Annotated in this window: 15 protein-coding genes; 12 read left to right on the top strand and 3 right to left on the bottom strand. The window is 72.4% G+C overall.

Annotated features, from left to right (window positions below):
• Positions 1-68 precede the first annotated feature (68 nt).
• From ACYQ77_RS42160 to ACYQ77_RS42175, 4 genes are all read left to right on the top strand, one after another.
• Complete coding sequence (locus tag ACYQ77_RS42160; RefSeq protein WP_459722789.1) at positions 69-1,052, top strand: alpha/beta fold hydrolase; 984 nt, start codon at positions 69-71, stop codon at positions 1,050-1,052.
• 70 nt (positions 1,053-1,122) lie between these two features.
• Positions 1,123-2,124 (top strand): DUF3152 domain-containing protein, encoded by a 1,002-nt coding sequence (locus tag ACYQ77_RS42165; RefSeq protein ID WP_459722792.1) that lies wholly within the window; start codon positions 1,123-1,125, stop codon positions 2,122-2,124.
• Between the two features lie 99 nt (positions 2,125-2,223).
• Positions 2,224-3,402 carry an adenylyltransferase/sulfurtransferase MoeZ gene (gene moeZ, locus ACYQ77_RS42170; protein WP_459722795.1) on the top strand — a complete coding sequence of 393 codons (1,179 nt, stop codon included), beginning with the start codon at positions 2,224-2,226 and terminating at the stop codon, positions 3,400-3,402.
• Positions 3,403-3,487: 85 nt separating this feature from the next.
• Positions 3,488-4,285: a TIGR02569 family protein gene (locus ACYQ77_RS42175; RefSeq protein WP_459722798.1), complete on the top strand. Its 798-nt coding sequence runs from the start codon at positions 3,488-3,490 to the stop codon at positions 4,283-4,285.
• Here the strand turns inward: ACYQ77_RS42175 and ACYQ77_RS42180 are convergent.
• Positions 4,272-4,799 (bottom strand): hypothetical protein, encoded by a 528-nt coding sequence (locus ACYQ77_RS42180; protein ID WP_459722800.1) that lies wholly within the window; start codon positions 4,797-4,799, stop codon positions 4,272-4,274. The two genes, ACYQ77_RS42175 and ACYQ77_RS42180, sit on opposite strands and share 14 nt — an antisense overlap.
• A gap of 86 nt (positions 4,800-4,885) precedes the next feature.
• Here ACYQ77_RS42180 and ACYQ77_RS42185 point away from each other — a divergent pair, with 86 nt between their 5' ends.
• From ACYQ77_RS42185 to ACYQ77_RS42200, 4 genes are all read left to right on the top strand, one after another.
• Positions 4,886-5,866, top strand: a complete 981-nt coding sequence (locus ACYQ77_RS42185) for a pirin family protein (protein WP_459722802.1) — start codon at positions 4,886-4,888, stop codon at positions 5,864-5,866.
• Between the two features lie 906 nt (positions 5,867-6,772).
• On the top strand, positions 6,773-7,102 hold the full coding sequence (locus ACYQ77_RS42190; RefSeq protein WP_459722917.1) for a YciI family protein: 330 nt from the start codon (positions 6,773-6,775) through the stop codon (positions 7,100-7,102).
• Positions 7,102-7,413: a YciI family protein gene (locus ACYQ77_RS42195; protein WP_459722804.1), complete on the top strand. Its 312-nt coding sequence runs from the start codon at positions 7,102-7,104 to the stop codon at positions 7,411-7,413. Before ACYQ77_RS42190 ends, ACYQ77_RS42195 begins: the two co-directional genes overlap by 1 nt.
• Complete coding sequence (locus ACYQ77_RS42200; RefSeq protein ID WP_459722806.1) at positions 7,404-8,621, top strand: RNA polymerase sigma factor; 1,218 nt, start codon at positions 7,404-7,406, stop codon at positions 8,619-8,621. Before ACYQ77_RS42195 ends, ACYQ77_RS42200 begins: the two co-directional genes overlap by 10 nt.
• Here ACYQ77_RS42200 and ACYQ77_RS42205 read toward each other — a convergent pair.
• The gene (locus tag ACYQ77_RS42205) at positions 8,590-8,877 is read right to left on the bottom strand and encodes an MGMT family protein (protein WP_459722920.1); all 288 of its coding nucleotides are present in this window, start codon (positions 8,875-8,877) and stop codon (positions 8,590-8,592) included. The genes ACYQ77_RS42200 and ACYQ77_RS42205 overlap by 32 nt on opposite strands.
• A gap of 81 nt (positions 8,878-8,958) precedes the next feature.
• On the opposite strand from ACYQ77_RS42205, the gene ACYQ77_RS42210 reads away from it, so the two are divergent.
• Together ACYQ77_RS42210 and ACYQ77_RS42215 are read left to right on the top strand one after the other, a co-directional pair.
• Positions 8,959-12,165, top strand: coding sequence for an ATP-dependent helicase (locus ACYQ77_RS42210; protein WP_459722921.1), 3,207 nt, complete (start codon positions 8,959-8,961; stop codon positions 12,163-12,165).
• Entirely contained in the window at positions 12,165-15,407 is a 3,243-nt protein-coding gene (locus ACYQ77_RS42215; RefSeq protein ID WP_459722924.1) for an ATP-dependent helicase, read from the top strand. Before ACYQ77_RS42210 ends, ACYQ77_RS42215 begins: the two co-directional genes overlap by 1 nt.
• Here ACYQ77_RS42215 and ACYQ77_RS42220 read toward each other — a convergent pair.
• The gene (locus ACYQ77_RS42220; protein ID WP_459722808.1) at positions 15,317-16,126 is read right to left on the bottom strand and encodes an SMP-30/gluconolactonase/LRE family protein; all 810 of its coding nucleotides are present in this window, start codon (positions 16,124-16,126) and stop codon (positions 15,317-15,319) included. The genes ACYQ77_RS42215 and ACYQ77_RS42220 overlap by 91 nt on opposite strands.
• Positions 16,127-16,825: 699 nt before the next feature.
• Between ACYQ77_RS42220 and ACYQ77_RS42225 the strand changes: the two genes are divergently transcribed.
• Both ACYQ77_RS42225 and ACYQ77_RS42230 read left to right on the top strand, forming a co-directional pair.
• A complete protein-coding gene (locus ACYQ77_RS42225) occupies positions 16,826-17,242 on the top strand; it encodes a hypothetical protein (RefSeq protein ID WP_459722810.1) in 417 nt (138 codons plus the stop codon).
• Positions 17,243-17,327: 85 nt separating this feature from the next.
• Positions 17,328-18,392: a potassium channel family protein gene (locus ACYQ77_RS42230; protein WP_459722925.1), complete on the top strand. Its 1,065-nt coding sequence runs from the start codon at positions 17,328-17,330 to the stop codon at positions 18,390-18,392.
• Position 18,393 lies beyond the last annotated feature (1 nt).

An 18,393-nucleotide genomic window follows, 5' to 3' on the forward strand; every position in this document is an offset into this window, starting at 1 on the left:
TGCCGACTCGTGGCCCCGACCTTACTCGTCGGTAATGCGAGTCCGGGAGAGTCATGGACACTGGATGGGTGAGCACCAGCACCGAACCGCGCCCACCGGTCACGTTCGTCCCGCTGTCCGACGCGGTCCTGCCCGCCGTCGACATGTCGATCCCGCCGTGGCCCGGCGAGGACCGGACGGCGGGCGGCGTCCGCATGCACGTCCGCGTCACCGAGGGCCCGTCCGACGCCCCGACCGCGGTCTACGTGCACGGACTCGGCGGCTCGGCCACGAACTGGACCGACCTCGCCGCCCAGTTGTCCACGCGGGTGCCCGGCATCGCGGTCGACCTGCCCGGGTTCGGCAGGACGGAACCGCCGAGGGACTTCGACTACTCGATCCCCGCGCACGCCGACGCGGTCGCCCGGTTCGTCCGCGGCCTCGACGTCGGCCCGGTCCACCTGTTCGGCAACTCGATGGGCGGCGCGATCTCGATGAACGTCGCCGCCGACCACCCCGACCTGGTCCGCACGCTCACGCTGGTGTCGCCCGCGGTGCCCGACCTGCGGCCGTCGGTGTCCAGGATGTCCGACCCCCGGCTCGCGCTCGCCTACCTGCCGCTGATCGGCGCGCCCGTGCGGCGCAGGCTCGCGGCGGTGCCCGTGGAGCAGCGGGTGCTGCAGCTGCTGAACCTGGTGTTCGCGGACGCCGGCCGGGTGCCGCAGTCCCGCAAGGACGAGGCGGCGGCCGAGTTCGCGGAGCGGGCGCGGATGGTGTGGGCCAACCCGGCGCTGGCCCGCAGCACGATCGGGCTGTTCCGGTCGTGGCTGGTGCCCAGGTCGCGGTCGATGTGGACGCTCGCGCCCCGCATCAAGGCGCCGACGCTGGTCGTGTGGGGCGCCGACGACAAGATGGTGACCGCGCGCAAGGCCCCGCGCACGGCCCGGCTCATCCCCAGGGGGCGGCTGCTGGTGCTGCCGAGGACCGGGCACGTCGCGCAGATGGAACGGCCGGGCACGGTCGCCCGCGCGGTGCTCGGCATGTGGGAGCAGGTGGAGGCGGGCAACTGGTGACGCGTGTGGCACGTCACCCGGACGCGCCGTGCGAATCGGCCGGAGATCCGCCGTGTGGCACCCTGGGGCCGTGACGAAGCGGGTCCCCGACCGGTACCGCGCAGGTGAGCGCCGCACGTCTGCGGAGCCTCTCGCGGCGTCGTGGCGACCCAGCGCGCCGCCGCGGAAGAAGCCGCCCAGGAAGCGCGGCCTGTTCGCGACGTACGGCTGGCGGGTGTACGCCGTGCCCGTGCTGGTGGCGATCACCGCGCTGGTGGTGATCCAGACCGCGGGCGACGACGGCAAGGACGCCCAGGCAGCGGGCGGCACCCCGGCCCAGACCTCGGACCAGCAGAACACCGGTGACGTGCAGCCGTCCGGTCCCGGCGTCAGCGAGAAGCCGGCGAAACCGCAGGACCTGAAGATCCCGACCGCGGACCTGCCGCCCGGCGCGTCCTACCCGCAGAGCGGCGCGGGCAAGTGGACCGTCCTGCCGGGCACCACCAAGCGGGTGGGCACCGGCGGCGAGCTGTTCACGTACACGATCGAGATCGAGGAAGGCATCGACCTCGCCCCGTACGGCGGCATCGACTCGTTCGGCAAGCTCGTCGACACCACGCTCGCCGACCCGCGCGGCTGGACGTCGACCGGCCAGGTGTCCGTGCAGCGCGTGGACGGCACCACCGAACCGGACATCCGGATCAGCCTGAGCACCCCGAACACGGTGCACCGGCCGGACTACTGCGGCTACTCGATCAAGTACGAGTCGTCGTGCTGGCGGCGCAGCGAGAAGCGCGTGATGATCAACCTCGCGCGCTGGGTGCGCGGCGCGCTCGCGTTCAGCGGCGACATCGGCTCGTACCGCGAGTACGCCATCAACCACGAGATCGGGCACGCCTTCGGCAACGGCCACGTCGGCTGCGCCAAGGAGGGCGACCTCGCGCCGGTGATGATGCAGCAGACCTTCGGCACGAACAACGACTTCGTCGCCCGGCTGAACCAGCAGGTCGGCAACTCGGACCCGGTCCAGGCCGACGGGAAGACGTGCCGCGCCAACCAGTGGCCCAACCCGCAGGGCCAGCCCCCGAGCTGAGTGTTCCCGCGATGTGGGAGCCCAGGAAGAGCGGGTGGGACGATCGCGTTGACTGTGGGGAGACTTGGAGTCATCCAGTCACGCGTCGAGGAGGAACCCATGGCAAGCGGTTTGCCGCCGCTGGTGGAACCGGCCGCCGAGCTGACCAAGGACGAGGTCGCCCGCTACAGCCGCCACCTGATCATCCCGGACGTCGGGGTCGACGGGCAGAAACGGCTGAAGAACGCGAAGGTCCTGGTCGTCGGCGCGGGCGGGCTCGGCAGCCCCGCGCTGCTGTACCTGGCCGCGGCCGGTGTCGGCACGCTGGGCGTGATCGACTTCGACGTGGTGGACGAGTCGAACCTGCAGCGCCAGGTCATCCACGGCGTCTCGGACGTCGGGAAGCCCAAGGCCGTCTCGGCCAAGGAGTCGATCGCCGAGATCAACCCGTTCGTCGACGTCATCCTCCACCAGGAGCAGCTGACCAGCGACAACGCGCTCGACATCTTCCGGCCGTACGACCTGATCCTGGACGGCACGGACAACTTCGCGACCCGCTACCTGGTCAACGACGCGGCCGTGCTGCTCGGCAAGCCGTACGTCTGGGGCTCGATCTTCCGCTTCGAGGGCCAGGTCAGCGTGTTCTGGGAGGACGCGCCGAACGGCCAGGGCCTGAACTACCGCGACCTCTACCCCGAGCCGCCGCCGCCCGGCATGGTGCCGTCGTGCGCGGAAGGTGGCGTCCTGGGCGTGCTGTGCGCGTCGATCGGCTCGGTCATGGTCACCGAGGCGATCAAGCTGATCACCGGAATCGGTGAACCGCTGCTCGGACGGCTGATGGTGTACGACGCGCTGGAGATGTCGTACCGGACCATCCGCATCCGCAAGGACCCGGAGTCGAAGCCCGTCGAGGGCCTCATCGACTACGAGGCGTTCTGCGGTGTCGTGTCCGACGACGCCCAGCAGGCGGCGGCCAACTCCACGATCACGCCGCGTGAGCTCAAGGAGAAGTTCGACCGGGGCGACGACTTCGCGCTGATCGACGTCCGCGAGCCGCACGAGTACGAGATCGTGCGCATCGAGGGGTCCACGCTCATCCCGAAGGACGAGATCCTGTCCGGCGCGGCGCTCGCGTCGCTGCCGCAGGACAAGCCGATCGTCCTGCACTGCAAGTCCGGGGCCCGGTCCGCGGAGGCGCTCGCCGCCCTGCACAAGGCCGGTTTCAAGGACGCCGTGCACGTGGGTGGCGGTGTGCTCGGCTGGGCACGCGACGTGGACACCAGCCTGCCGACGTACTGATCCGCTGGTCCATTCGGGTCAGCGACGCGCACGGCGGCGTGACCTGCACGCCGCACGGTGGTTCGGCGGGGTAGCGTGCCTGGACGTGACTGCGTCCCCACCTGCCCCGCCGCCCCAGCACGTGCGTGCTGCCTTCGGCGCCAAGGACAGCGTGCCGGAACTGGTCGGCAACGGCCCGCTGTGGCGCTGCGGCGAGATCGCGCTGCGGCCGGTGACGAACCCGGCCGAGGCGTCGTGGGTGGCGCAGACGTTGACCGAGCTGCACGTGCCGGACCTGCGCATCGGCCGCCCGCTGCGGTCGAGCGACGGCCGGTACGTCGTCGGCGGGTGGATCGCGTTCCGTCACATCGACGGCAGGCCCGAGCCGCGCTACGACGAGGTCGTGGCCGCGTCGCTGCGGCTGCACAAGGCGACCGCCGACCTGCCCGTGCCCCGGTTCCTCGCGCTGCGGGCCGACGTGTTCGCGATGGCCGACCGCGCCGCCGCCGGTGAGGAGGAGGCGCCGCTCAACCCGTCGCTGGGCGGGCGGCTGTTCGACGTCATCTCCGGCTCCCGCAAGCCGCTGTCGCTGCGCCCGCAGGTGGTGCACGGCGACCTGTTCGGCAACGTCCTGTTCGCCGCGGACGCCGCGCCCGGCATCGTCGACTTCACCGCGTTCCACCGCCCGGCCGAGTGGGCCGCCGCGGTGGTGGTCGTGGACGCGCTCGCGTGGGGCGGCGCCGACGACGGCCTGCCGAAGCGGTGGTCGCACCTGGCGGAGTGGCCGCAGGTGCTGGTGCACGCCCTGCTGTTCCGGCTCGCGGTGCACGCCCTGCACCCGCACTCGACGGAGCAGTCCATGCGCGGCCTGGAGCGGGCCGCACGGCTGATCACCACGTTGTAGCGAACGGGCCGAACATCGTCTGCAGGTAGCGGAGCAGCGTCTCGGGCCGCCCGTCGAGGAGCACGAACCCGATGAGCAGCGCGACGGCCGTGAGCATCGCGGCGGCGGCGTTCATCCGCTTCGGCTTCGCCAGCAGGCCCGCGATCAGCGCGAACGGCAGTCCGCCGCCGGTGTAGGCGAGGACGAGCTGCGTGGTGTGCGAGAACCCGGCCTCGAAGGTGACCGCGGCCGCGTATCCCCAGCCGGCGAGCCCGCCGCCCGCGACGAGGATCGTCCAGAGCAGCACGCCGCGGCCGCCGTTCGGCAGCCAGCTCGCGTGCTGCGTGCGCCTGCCGATGGCGAGCAGGGCGACGCCGAGCGCGAACAGCAGCACGGCGAGGGTGAACCGCGCCTGGCCGGACAGCAGTGCCAGCGGGCGGAACGGCAGCCCGAGGGTGCCGGTCGTGAACAGGACCGCGATGGTGCCCGTGACCGCGGCGCCGGTGAGCCACGTCAGCCCGAGCTGTCGCCACATGACCGCGCACTGTACTGGCGGCCGGGAATAATTGAGAGTGCAACTACCTTCTGGCAGGCGTACCGTTCCGTTCCAGGAGGCGCGACATGCCGGCGATCACCGCGGACACACTGACCCTGCCCCGTCTTTCCGTGCCGGCGGCCCCGGCCTGGCGCGAGCCGTACAAGGTGGTGACGGCGCAGAAGTTCCTGGAGGGCGAGGGTTTCCAGGTGCGGCGGCCGTTCCCCGGCGTTGACCTCGCGCTGGCGGACCCGTTCCTGCTGCTGGACCACATGGGCGCCGTCGAGTACGGCCCCGGCGAGGCGAAGGGCGCCCCGTGGCACCCGCACCGCGGCTTCGAGACGGTGACGTACATGATCGACGGCGCCTTCCAGCACACCGACTCGATCGGCGGCGGCGGTCTCATCACCGATGGCGCCACGCAGTGGATGACCGCGGGCGCCGGCATCCTGCACAACGAGGTGCCGCCCCAGGAGATGGTCGCGCGCGGCGGCCTGTTCCACGGTGTGCAGCTGTGGGTGAACCTGCCCAGGGCGCTGAAGATGACCACGCCGCGCTACCAGGACATCCGCGCCACCGACACGGTGCTCCTGTCGAGCGACGACGGCGGCGCGCTGGTCCGCGTGATCGCCGGTTCGCTGGACGGCCACGACGGCCCGGGCGTGACGCACTCGCCGATCACGTACCTGCACGCGACGGTCAGCGCGGGCGCCCGCCTGGCGATGCCGTGGCCCGCGGACTACAACGCGCTGGTCTACGTGCTGTCCGGCCGGGGCACGGCCGGCTCGGGCACGCCCCTCGAGGAGGGCCGGCTGGCGGTCTTCGGCCCGGGCGACGCGCTGTCGGTGCGGGCGGCGGCCACGCAGCCGTCGAACTCGCCCGCGTGGGAGATCCTGGTGCTGGGCGGTGTGCCGATCAACGAGCCGGTCGCCCGGTACGGCCCGTTCGTGATGAACACGCGCGAGGAGATCGTCCAGGCGTTCGAGGACTTCCAGGCCGGCCGCCTGGGCCAGATCCCCGCGGAACACCTGGCACACCGCACGTCCGCGGACGACCAGCTGAGCTGAGGCGCGGCCTCCGGCCCCCGGTCACCAGCCTCTCACGACCCACCGACAATCCCGCCCGGCGCGGGGTGAGTTGTCCACAGCCCACCCGGTTGTCCACAGCCAAGATCGACAACCGTCCCTCTGTCGGTGGGTACCGGTAGACTGGCATGGCGGGTGGCCCCCGGGATCGGGTGGGGGTTGCCATCGCGCGCGCGAGCGGCGTGGGCCGACTCCGGGATGCCGACCCCGGGATGAGGGATGCCGACCCGGAATGCCGGGCGCGCAGCGCCCGGCACCCGCGAAGCGGGCGAAGCCCCCATCAACCTCGTGAGGGGTGCCTGCCATCCCGTCGACCTGGCGAAGCCCGATCACACCGGGTCAAGGGGGCCCGAAACCCAACCCAACCCCTGCCCAAGCCGCCGGGCCCCCTTGACGCGGTGTGATAGCCCGCCGGGAGGTCGATGGGATGGCAGGCACACCCTGGACACCAGTCCTTGCCAAACCAGCCCCGTGCCCGACCCCCTGCCATCCCGGAGACCAGCCCGTCCGGCGAGGACCCCCCGGAGGGAAACCCACAACAAGGAAAACCACCAGCAGCCCAGGACGGAACCCCGCCGGATGGGCCGGGAGATTCTCGCTGGTCAGCGGCTTGATTGCAGCCGTGTCCACCGCCGCGGTTCAGGGCATCGGCGGCGCAGTGCACGGGTCCACCGCGCGACCAGGCGTGCCAGCCGGACCTCCGACTCCCGGGTCGGTGGCTGGGTCAGCACCGTCGGTACGTACATCGCGTTCTCCTCTCCTCACCCGCCCGACGCCGCCCGCCGTGGAAATCGACACCCGCGCGCCTGTCGATTTCCGCGGGGGACCGCGTCGTGGGGGTGAGAGGCTGCACGAGCGGCAGCCGGACAGGAGGAACACGTGCGGTACATGTTGATGATCAGCAGCGACGGGTCCGATCTCGCCGGTCCGGCCGAGATCGACGTCCAGCCCGCCTTCATGGCCTGGCTCGCCGACGTCGAGGCCCGTGGCGCCCGGCGCGTCGGCACGCTTCTGCGGCCGCCGGACGAGGCCGTCACCGTGCGGGTGCGCGACGGGCAAACCCTGCGGTCGGACGGGCCGTTCGCCGAGACCAAGGAGTGGATCGGCGGTGTCGAGATCCTGGAGTGCGCCGACCTCGACGACGCCATCGCCATCGCGTCCACCCACCCGGCCGCGGGCCGGTTCCCCATCGAGATCCGGCCGTTCTGGGAGGAATGATGCGTTTCCTGATGTTCGTGTGCGCCGACCCCGAGCTGGTCGGCGAGGGCGGCGACCCGACCGAGTGGCTCGCCTCGACCGGTGACCGGCGGCTCGAGGGCAGCCAGTTGCGGCCCGTCAGCGACGCCACCACCGTCTGGCCAAGGGACGGCGGCACCTTCGTCTCCGACGGCCCGTTCGCCGAGACCAAGGAGTACATCGCGGGCTACGACATCATCGAGTGCGCCGACCTCGACGAGGCCGTCGACATCGCCGCGAAGCACCCCGTCGCGAAGTTCGGTGCGATCGAGCTGCGTCCCGTATGGCCGTGACCGCCGCCGTCGACGAGGCCTTCCGCACCGAGTGGGGGCGGGTCGTCGCCACCCTGATCCGCCTCACCGGTGACTGGGACCTCGCCGAGGAGTGCGCGGCCGACGCGTTCGCGAGCGCGCTGGCGACCTGGCCCCGGGACGGCGTGCCGCGCCGCCCCGGGGCGTGGCTCACCACGACCGCACGCAACCGGGCGCTGGACCGCATCCGGCGCGGCGCCGCCGAGTCCGGCCGGTTGCGGCAGCTCGCGCCGCTCGTCGACGACGACGCGCCGCCCGGTGCGGAGGACGACGTCGTGCCCGACGACCGGCTGCGGCTGATGTTCACCTGCTGCCACCCGGCGCTGCCGCTGGAAGCGCAGGTCGCGTTGACGCTGCGCACGCTGGCCGGCCTCACGACACCGCAGATCGCGCGGGCGTTCCTCGTGCCGGAGGCGACGATGGCGCAGCGGCTGGTCCGCGCGAAACGGAAGATCCGCAACGCTCGCATCCCGTACCGGGTGCCGCCCGCCGACCTGCTGCCGGAACGCATGGCGGGCGTGCTCGGCGTGCTGTACCTGCTGTTCAACGAGGGCTACTCGACGGAGCGCCGCGAACTGGCCGCGGAGGCGATCCGGCTGGCACGCGTGCTGGTGGAGCTGCTGCCCGACCCGGAGGCGCGCGGGCTGCTCGCGCTGATGCTGTTCCAGGAGTCCCGCCGGGCGGCGCGGACCGCGGACGGCGACCTGGTCACGCTCGCCGAGCAGGACCGCACCCGCTGGGACCACGCGATGATCGACGAGGGCGTCGCGGTGCTCGACGAGCTGTTCGCCGACCCGGGCCCCTACCAGCTGCAGGCGGCGATCGCGGCGTGCCACGCGACCGCGCGGACCGCCGCCGGCACCGACTGGCGGCGCATCGCGAACCTGTACGACGTGGTCGCCAGGATGAGCCCGTCACCGGTCGTGTCGTTGAACCGGGCGGTCGCGGTCGCGGAGGTCGACGGACCCGAGGCGGGGCTCGCGCTCGTGGACGACCTGCGCGCCGACCTCGCGGGCTACCACCTGCTCGCGGCCACCCGCGCCGACCTGCTGCGCAGGCTCGGCAGGCACGACGAGGCGCGCGTCGCCTACGAGGAGGCCCTCGCGCAGGCGCCGACGGACGCCGAACGCCGCTTCCTGACCCGGCGGCTCGCCGAGCTCACGGCCGCCAGCGGTACTTCCGCATGCTGACCTTGTCGCCGTCCGCCAGCACGCCCTCGGCCCGCAGCAGCTCCAGCTGCCGCCTGGCCAGACCAGGTGCGGGGGTGCCGTTCGCACGCAGCACGCGGTGCCACGGCAGGTCGTGACCGTCCTCCGACAGGATCCGGCCCACCAGGCGCGGCGTGGGGGCCGACGCCATCGCCGCGATGTCACCGTACGACGCCACCCGGCCACTCGGGATCGACTTGATGATCTCCCGTACGCGCTCGTGCAGTTCCTCCGACACCACGGGAGCAAGTATGACGGCGTGCCGCCCGCGACCCCGTTCGCCCGGCGTGGTTCCATCGTCGGCGTGGTCGTCACGAGCATGCCGGGGCCCCGGCTCGTTCGCCGGCCGGTCGCACCCCGCGCACCGTCCCGGTGGGACCCGGCCGCGCGACGCGTGCTCGAGGGCGCCCACGGCTTCGTCCGGGTGCTCGGCGGACCGGGAACCGGGAAGACGACCCTGCTCGTCGAGGCCGCCGCCGACCGGATCCTCCGCGGTGGCGTGGACCCCGAGCAGCTGCTGATCATCACGCACAACCGGCGGGCCGCGACCGAGGTGCGGGCCGGGGTCGCGCGGCTGATCACCGAGCACGACGACACCGACGACGTGCCGCGCACCGTGCGCGAGCCGCTCGTCCGCACCGTGCACTCCTACGCGTTCTCCGTGCTGCGGCTGCACGCGCACCTGCGGGACGTGCCCGGGCCGCGGCTGCTGTCCGGCCCTGAGCAGGACGCGGTCGTCCGCGAACTGCTCGCCGGTGACGTCGAGGACGAGGTCGGGTACTGGCCCGAGCGGCTGCGCCAGGCGCTGACCGTGCCCGGGTTCGCCGAGGAACTGCGGGACCTCATGCTCCGCGCCGCCGAGCGCGGGCTCGGGCCCGAGGACCTGATCCGCGTCGGCAAGGAGGCCAAGCAGCCGGAGTGGGTGGCGGCCGGGCGGTTCGCGCAGCAGTACGAGCAGGTCACGCTGCTCGCCGGGGCCGCGGACAGTGCCGTCGCGCAGGAGTCCGCGCCCGCGCTCGACGCCGCCGAACTCGTCGCCGGGGCGCTCCTCGCCTTCGACACCGACGCCGACCTCATCGCCGCCGAGCGGCGCCGGGTCCGGCACCTGCTCGTCGACGACGCGCAGCACCTCGACCCGCTCCAGTACCAGCTGCTCGCCCGGCTCGGCTTCGCCGCCGACGAGTTCGTCCTCGCGGGCGACCCCGACCAGGCCGTGTTCTCCTTCCGCGGCTCCGACCCGCGGCTGCTCGCCGACACCGAACCCGACGGCGGCACGGTCGTCCTCCGCGAGTCGCACCGCATGGCGCCCGCGGTCCGGGAGGCCGTCGCCCGCCTCGCCGCACGGCTGCCCGGCGCCGCGCCGCAGCGGCCGGCACCCGGCGAACCGGTCGAGAACTCGCGCAAGAACGGCAGCGCCGACGTCCGGTTGCACACCACCGAGGCCGCCGAGGCGGCCTGGATCGCCGACCAGTTCCGGCGGGCACACCTCATCGACGGCGTGCCCTGGTCGGAGATGGCCGTCCTGTGCCGGTCGGTCACCCGGTCCGCGCCTGTGCTCTACCGCGCGCTCACCGCCGCCGGCGTGCCGGTCAGCACCGACGCCGACGAGCTGCCACTCGCCCGCCAGCCCGCGGTGCGGCCGTTCCTCGTGCTCCTGCGGGTCGCCGCCCACCCCCGGCTGCTCGACCCCGAACGCGCCGAGATGCTGCTGACCAGCCAGTTCGGCGGCGCCGACCCGCTGGCCGTGCGCCGTCTGCGCCGGGGGCTGCGCAAGCTCGAACTCGCCGCCGGGCACGACCGGCCTTCCGACGAGCTGATCGTCGAGGTCCTCAACTCCGAGGACCTCCTCGCCGCGCTCGACGACGCCGAGGCCGTGAGCGTCCGCCGCGTCGCCGGGCTGCTCGCCACCGCGCGCGAGGCCATCGCCGACAACGCGGGCATCGAGCAGGTGCTCTGGCAGGTGTGGCAGCAGAGCGGCCTCGAGGCGCGCTGGGTCGCGCAGTCGCGGCGCGGCGGAACCCTGGGCGCGCAGGCGGACCGCGACCTCGACGCGATCGTCGGCCTCTTCCACGCCGCGGCCCGCTACGCCGACCGGCTGCCCGGCGCCGGGGTCACCGGCTTCGCGGACTTCCTCGCCTCCCAGCGCATCGTGGGCGACACACTCGCCCCGTCCGCACAACGCGACGACGTCGTCGCCGTGCTCACCGCGCACGGCGCCGTCGGTCGCGAGTGGACGGTCGTGGCCGTGCTCGGCGTCCAGGAGGGCACCTGGCCGGACCTGCGGCTGCGCGGCACGCTGCTCGGCGTCGAGAAGCTCGTCGACCGGCTCTCCGGCGTCGACGACTCGCAGCGGGTGTCCGCGACCGCGCCGCTGCTCGCCGAGGAACGCAGGCTGCTGCTCGTCGCCGCGAGCCGCGCACGCCGCAAGCTGCTCGTGTCGGCCATCCGCGGCGAGGACGAGCAGCCGTCCCGGTTCCTCGCCGAACTGTCCGGTGTGGACATCGAGGAGCTCGAGGACGCGGGCAGGCCCACCTCTCTCGGCGGCACCCGGCGCGCGCTCGTGCTCGCGGACCTCGTCGGCGACCTGCGCCGCGCGGTCGCCGACCCGGACGCGACCGAGGACCGCAGGCGTCGCGCCGCCCGCCAGCTCGCCCGCCTCGCCGAGGCCGGTGTGCCCGGCGCGCACCCCGACAGCTGGTACGGCCTCGCCGACCTGTCCACCGCGAACCCCTTGCGGGACAAGCGGGAACGCGTCACCGTCTCGCCGTCCAACGTCGAGACGCTCGCCAAGTGCCCGCTGCGCTGGATGGTCGAGCGGCACGGCGGCACCGACCCCGCCGAACTCGCGTCGATCACCGGCGTGCTCGTGCACGCGCTCGCGCAGGCCGCCGCCTCCGGCGCCGACGAGGTGCACCTGCGGGCCGAACTCGACCGCGCGTGGGACGCGGTCGACGCCGGCGCGCCGTGGTTCTCCCGGCGGGAACGTCAGCGGGTGCACGCCATGCTGGACACCTTCCTCTCCTGGATGGCCGCCACCCGCGGCGAGCTGACGCAGGTCGCGGTCGAACACGACTTCACCGTCGACATCCCCGAGACCGAGCCGCCGGTCCGCGTCCGCGGCCGCGTCGACCGGCTCGAGGCCGACAACGAGAACCGGCCGGTCGTGGTCGACGTGAAGACCGGCAAGAACGCGGTCACCGAGGCCGACGCCCGCGAGCACCCGCAGCTCGCCGTGTACCAGCTCGCCGCCGCGTACGGCGCGTTCGCCGAACTCGGGCTCGACCGCGAACCCGGCGGCGCCCGGCTGCTGTACGTCGCCAAGGCCAACCGCAAGAAGGCCGCGACCGAACGCAACCAGGACCCCGTCGGCGAGGACGGCGTGAAGCACTGGACCGGCGTCGTCGCCGACGTGGCCGCCGCCAGCACCGGACCGGAGTACCTCGCCAGGCAGAACCCGGACTGCCCGCGCTGCCCGGTCCGCACCAGCTGCCCCATGCACGCCAGCGGGCGACAGGTCCCGGAGTGATCTCGACGGTGATCTCCCCGAGGGAACTCGCGAAGGAACTCGGTCTGCCGGCACCCACCGACGAGCAGGCCGAGGTGATCGCCGCACCCACCGACCCGGCGCTGGTCGTCGCCGGGGCCGGCGCGGGCAAGACCGAGACCATGGCCGCGCGCGTGGTGTGGCTGGTCGCCAACGGCATCGTCACCCCGGACCGCGTGCTGGGCCTCACCTTCACCCGCAAGGCCGCCCGCCAGCTCGCCGACCGGGTCCGCTCGCGCCTGCGCAGGCTGGCCGGTTCGGCGTTGCCGCGGCGGCTCGACCCGAGCGGCCAGCTGCTCGCCGACCTCTACGCCGGCGAGCCGACCGTGCTGACCTACCACGCGTACGCGGGCAGGCTCGTCGCCGAGCACGGGCTGCGGCTCCCCGTGGAGCCGGGCGCTCGCCTGCTGACCGAGACCGCGTGCTGGCAGCTCGCGCACCGCGTGGTGTCGACGTGGACGCAGGACCTCGAGACCGAGCGGGTGCCGGTCACGGTGACCCGCTACCTGCTGGACCTGGCCGGTGAGCTGGCCGAGCACCTGGTCGACGAGGACAAGCTCCGCGCGTACAGCGAGGACCTCGCGTCGACGATTGAGAACGCGCCCCGCGGGCCGCGCCAGCGCGCCGAGCTGTCCCAGGACCTCAAGGAAGTCGTTGCCGCGCAACGGTTCCGGGTCGCGCTGCTGCCGTTGGTGCAGGCGTACAGCGACGCCAAGCGCAAGGAGGGCGCGCTGGACTTCGCCGAGCAGATGGCACTCGCCGCGCGGCTCGCCAGCACGCAACCCGAGGTGGTGGCGGGGGAGCGGGAGCGCTACGGCACCGCGTTGCTCGACGAGTACCAGGACACCGGCCACGCGCAGCGCGTCCTGCTGCGGTCCTTGTTCGGGGACAAGAACCCGATGCCGGTGACCGCGGTGGGCGACCCGGTGCAGGCGATCTACGGCTGGCGCGGCGCGAGCGCGGCGAACCTGCCCCGGTTCGTCACCGACTTCCCCAAGCTGGACGGCAAGAAGCTCGTGCCGGCCACCCGTTACGGCCTGCTGACGAGCTTCCGCAACCCGCCGGAGGTGCTCGAACTCGCGAACGCGATCTCCGGTCCGCTGCGCGGCGCCGGGCTGGACGTGGACGAGCTGCGGGCGCCGCCGGGCCGCGGCCCCGCCGACGTCCGGGTCGGGCTGTTCCCGGACGTGGCGGCCGAGGTCGAGTGGGTGGCCGACGAGATCGCCCAGCGGTGGCGGCTCGCCGCCGACGAACGCGACCGGCCGCCGACCGCCGCGGTGCTCGTGCGGCGCCGCGCCGACATGACCGACCTGGCGACCGCCCTGCGCGCCAGGGGCTTGCCGGTCGAGGTGGTCGGCCTTGGTGGTCTGCTCGACGAACCCGAGGTGCGGGACCTGACCTCGGCACTGCGTGTGCTCATCGACCCGCTCGCCGGCGCGGCCGCCGCGCGGCTGCTGACCGGTGCGCGGTGGCGGCTCGGCGCCGCCGACCTCGCCGCGCTGTGGAAGCGCGCCGCCGAGCTGGGCCAGGCCTACCGACCGGACGGCGAAGGTCGACTTGTCGACATGGTGCCCGGCGAGAGCACCGAGCAGGCCGGGCTCGTGGACGCGATCGACGACCCCGGCGACGCCGCGCGGTACTCCATCGAGGGGTACCGGCGGATCCGGTCGCTCGGCGGTGAGCTGCGGATGCTGCGCAGGCGGCTCGACCAGCCGCTGCCCGAACTGGTCGCGGACGTCGAGCGCGCCATGCTGCTCGACGTCGAAGCCACCGCCCGCGTCGGCGGCGCGCGGCGGGCCCACCTGAACAAGTTCGCCGACGTCGTGTCCGACTACGCGCAGGCCAGCCCGTCGGCCAGCCTCGGCGCGCTGCTGGACTACCTCGCGGCGGCGGAGAGCGCGGAGGACGGCCTCGAACCCGGTGAGGTGGAGGTCGCCGAGGACCGCGTGCAGATCCTGACCGTGCACAGCGCGAAGGGCCTCGAGTGGGAGATCGTGGCCGTGCCGCACCTGGTCAAGGACGTGTTCCCCAGCCGCAAGCGGACGTCGTGCTGGCTGCGTGCCGTCACCGAGCTGCCCGCCGCGCTGCGCGGTGACGCCGCCGACCTGCCGAAGCTGGACCTGTCGGCCGCGGAGAACCGCAAGGAGATCGAGGTCGAGCTGACCAACCACGCGGAGGCGTTCGCCGAGCGCGACCTCGTCGAGGAGCGGCGCCTCTGCTACGTCGCGCTGACCCGGTCGGAGCGGACGCTGCTGGTGTCCGCGCACTGGTGGGGCCGCACAGGCGCCAAGCCGAAGGGCCCGTCGGACTTCTTCACCGAGGTCGCGGCCGCCGTGGGCACCATGGACGAACAGGTGGCGTCCGTCGAGTTCATGGCGGCGGAACCCGGTGAGCACGAGGAGAACCCGCTCGCCACCGCCGAACGCACCGCGCTGTGGCCCGCGGACCCGTTGTCCCCGGCGCGTCCCCACATCGAGGACGCGGCGACGATGGTCCGCTCCGAACTGGCGTCGTTGCGCTCGGGTGAGCAGCTGTCGCTGGAACCGGATCCCGAAGGCTGGATCGCCGACACGGACGTGCTGCTGGCCGAACGCGCTGCCGCCGCGAACCGGCACGAGGACGTGACGCTGCCCGACTCGATCTCGGTGAGCCAGCTGGTCGAACTGGCCCGCGACCCCGCGTCGCTGGCCCGCAGGCTCCGCCGCCCGCTGCCGTTCCCGCCGAACCCCGTCGCCCGGCGGGGGACGGCGTTCCACTCGTGGCTGGAGAAGCGGTTCGGGTCGCGCGCCTTGCTGGACCTGGACGAACTGCCCGGTTCTGCCGACGCCGAAGCGGCCGCGGACGCCGATCTCGAGGCCCTGCAGGACGCGTTCCTGGCGTCGGACTGGGCGGAACGGTCGCCGACAGACGTCGAGGTGTCGTTCACGTGCGACGTCGACGGCATGACGTTGCGCGGCAGGCTCGACGCGGTGTTCGCCGACGCCGACGGCGGGTGGACCGTGGTCGACTGGAAGACCGGTGCCGTGCCGGCGGAGGAGGAGCTGCCTGTGTTGTCGGTGCAGCTCGCCGCGTACCGGCTCGCGTGGGCCAGCCTGTCCGGCGTGCCGTTGTCCCAGGTGCGTGCGGCGTTCCATTACGTGCGCTCCAACGTGACGTTGCGGCCCGTGGACCTGATGGACGCGCCCGCGTTGCGGGCGCTGCTGCGGGGGATCCCGACCAGCTGACCGCTGCCCGGGGTGACCAGTTCGGTCATGCCGCGCCACTCGGCGGTCGCGACGTAGACGGTCGTGCCGGTGACCACGCAGTCGAAGGCGCCGCGATCGACTGTTCGTGTTTCGAGGACCTCGCCGCCCTCGGCGACCCGGACGCACGACTTGTTGGGGACGTCGGCGTACCAGATCGTGCCGTCGTCCACGCTGATGCCGTCGGGCGCGGCGGTGTCGTCGAGCAGTGCCCAGGTGCGCCTGTTCGCCAGGCCGTCGCCGGCGATGTCGAACGCGGTGAGCCGGTGCGCGTACGACTCGGCGACGACCAGCGTGCGGTCGACGATCGTCATGCCGTTGGGGAAGGCCAGACGGTCGGCCACCTGTGTCGTCGTGCTGCCCCGGACGCGGTGGATCGTGCCCTGGGAGTTGTTGACGTAGACGTCCCCGTTGTGATCGACCGTGATGTCGTTCCACGTGCCGTCGCCGAGCCGGGCCGCGGTCGTCATGGTGCCGTCGGGGTGTCGGTGGAGCAGTTTTCCTTCTGCCGACTGGACGATGACCATGCGGTTGTCGGGGAGCCAGTCGAAGCAGAGGGGGAGGGACGGGATGGTGGCGACGGTTTCTTGTGTGGTCACGTCGAGGATTTCGCCCGCCGACCAGTCGGCGACGTAGAGGTGGTCGTCGTGCACGCGGAGGGACTCGAGCAGGCCTCGTCCGGAGAGCAGCAGTTCAGTCATGCCGCGTATACGAACAGACAGGTCCGACATCGACGGGTCGGCGAGGGCGGGTTATCCACAGCTCGGTGGGTTATCCACAGTTTCGCGCCGAGCCCCGGAATTGTCGGTGCCCACTGGTAGACTGGCATGGCGGGTGGCCCCCGGGAATGGGTGGGGGTCCACGTACGTACCGGGGGCGCGCGTATCGCGCTGTTTTCGCAGGTCAGTGCCGTTGTGGCGGTTTGTGTGCCCGGGGTTTTTGGTGTGCCTTGCGCGGGGTTTTCCCTCCGGGGGGTCCTCGCCGGACGGGCTGGTCTCCGGGATGGCGGCGGGTCTTGCACGGGGTTGGGTTGGCATGGACTGGTGTCCGTTGTCTGCCTGCCATCCCGTTGACCTCCCACGGGGCTATCACACCGCGTCAAGGGGGCCCGGCGGCTTGGGTGCGGGGTTGGGTCGTGCTTCGGGCCCCCTTGACCCGGTGTGATCGGGCTTCGCCAGGTCGACGGGATGGCAGGCAGCCGTCCTTGTGTGTTGGGGCTCGCGCCCCTGCTCGGCCCGGTCCGGCGGGCCTGGATGGTGCTTGTGCACTGTGGTGTGCCGTCTGTGCACTTGTCTCTCCGTGGCCTCCTCTTGAGTGCGACCTTGCCTGCGCAAGGGCAGCACATGAGGAGGTCACGCATGGTTCGCAAAGGGTTGGGTGTGTTGGTCGTGGTGTTGTGCATGGCGGTCGCCATGTCGGCGCCGGCGTCGGCCGGGGGCAAGGAACTGAGTCACAAGGCCGCTGCGGCGAAGCTCAGGGCGGCGGGGATCAGCTGGACGTCCAGCGGACATTGCAGCAACCGCAACAAGCCCAACTGCACCTCGTTCAGCGGGATCAAGTCCGGCACCATCAGCGGGGTCATCACGTTCAAGAAGGCCAGCCGCTGCAAGGTGACCGTCACCGGGGGGACCGAGACCGGGCACGCCTCCGGCACCTACAGCCACTGGAACGGGTACAAGGTCGACATCGCGATCACGTCGTGCGTGTCGGGGTACATCAAGCGGAACTTCACCTACATCGGTGGCGCCAAGTGGCGGTCGGGTGCCGGGAACGTCTACTACAACGAGGGCAACCACTGGGACATCACGTATTACTGAGGAACCGGCGGGCCGTCACGCGCGTGGCGGCCCCCACAGCTAATCTCCCACCGTGACCAGCCCTGACGAGTCCGGACACCGGCGACTGCGCAAGCTCCGCTTCGCCGACCGGCTCACCGACCGGCCGGACCACTCGCTGGTCGGTGTCATCCGCATGCCGGAAACCACGATCAGCCCGATCACGTCCATCGTGCGGCGGGTCGTCTGGGCGTTCATCGCCCTGATGGCGGCGGTCGTGATCGTGTACATCGACCGGGACGGCTACCGCGACGGCAACGGGGACGGGCTGTCGTTCCTCGACTGCCTCTACTACGCCACCGTCTCGCTGTCGACCACGGGCTACGGTGACATCACGCCGGTCAGCGCGTCGGCGCGGCTGGTCAACGTCCTGGTCATCACGCCGCTGCGGGTCCTCTTCCTGATCGTCCTGGTCGGTACCACCCTCGCGGTGCTCACCGAGCGCTCCCGCCAGGCATTCAAGCTGCAACGATGGAGGTCGAAGGTGCGCGATCACGTGGTGGTCGTCGGATATGGCACCAAGGGCCGGTCCGCCGTGCGTTCCGTGCTGTCCGACGGTGTGGAACCCGAGCAGATCGTCGTGGTGGACACCGACCACGCGATGCTGGAGGCGGCGTCCGCGCTCGGCCTCGTCACGGTGCACGGCTCCGGCACGCGCTCCGACGTGCTGCGGGTCGCCGGTGTGCCGAGGGCACGGGCCGTGGTCGTGGCCGCCAACCGCGACGACTCCGCCGTGCTGGTCACCCTGACCGCCCGCGAGCTGGCGCCCAAGGCGCAGATCGTGGCCGCCGTGCGGGAGGCGGAGAACGTGCACCTGCTGCGCCAGTCCGGTGCCAACCAGGTCGTCGTGTCCAGCGAGACCGCGGGGCGGCTGCTCGGCATGGCCACCCACACGCCGACGGTCGTGGACATGGTCGAGGACCTGATCACGCCGGAGTCCGGGCTCGCGATCGCCGAGCGGGACGTCGAGGAGAGCGAGATCGGCGGGTCGCCGCGGCACCTGCCGGACATCGTGCTCGGCGTCGTGCGCAACGGGAAGCTGTACCGCGTGGACCACCCGGAGGCGGACGCGGTGGAGCCCGGTGACCGGTTGCTGTACGTCAAGAAGGTCACGCGCGCCGACGAAGACTGAC

The organism is Actinophytocola sp. KF-1, assembly GCF_054661535.1.

Bases quoted from the DNA above. Each gene is read 5' to 3' on its own strand.
- moeZ (WP_459722795.1), top strand. From the start codon at position 2,224: ATGGCAAGCGGTTTGCCGCCGCTGGTGGAACCGGCCGCCGAGCTGACC.
- ACYQ77_RS42180 (WP_459722800.1), bottom strand. From the start codon at position 4,799: ATGTGGCGACAGCTCGGGCTGACGTGGCTCACCGGCGCCGCGGTCACG.
- ACYQ77_RS42185 (WP_459722802.1), top strand. From the start codon at position 4,886: ATGCCGGCGATCACCGCGGACACACTGACCCTGCCCCGTCTTTCCGTG.
- ACYQ77_RS42190 (WP_459722917.1), top strand. From the start codon at position 6,773: ATGTTGATGATCAGCAGCGACGGGTCCGATCTCGCCGGTCCGGCCGAG.
- ACYQ77_RS42195 (WP_459722804.1), top strand. From the start codon at position 7,102: ATGCGTTTCCTGATGTTCGTGTGCGCCGACCCCGAGCTGGTCGGCGAG.
- ACYQ77_RS42200 (WP_459722806.1), top strand. From the start codon at position 7,404: ATGGCCGTGACCGCCGCCGTCGACGAGGCCTTCCGCACCGAGTGGGGG.
- ACYQ77_RS42210 (WP_459722921.1), top strand. From the start codon at position 8,959: ATGCCGGGGCCCCGGCTCGTTCGCCGGCCGGTCGCACCCCGCGCACCG.
- ACYQ77_RS42220 (WP_459722808.1), bottom strand. From the start codon at position 16,126: ATGACTGAACTGCTGCTCTCCGGACGAGGCCTGCTCGAGTCCCTCCGC.
- ACYQ77_RS42225 (WP_459722810.1), top strand. From the start codon at position 16,826: ATGGCGGTCGCCATGTCGGCGCCGGCGTCGGCCGGGGGCAAGGAACTG.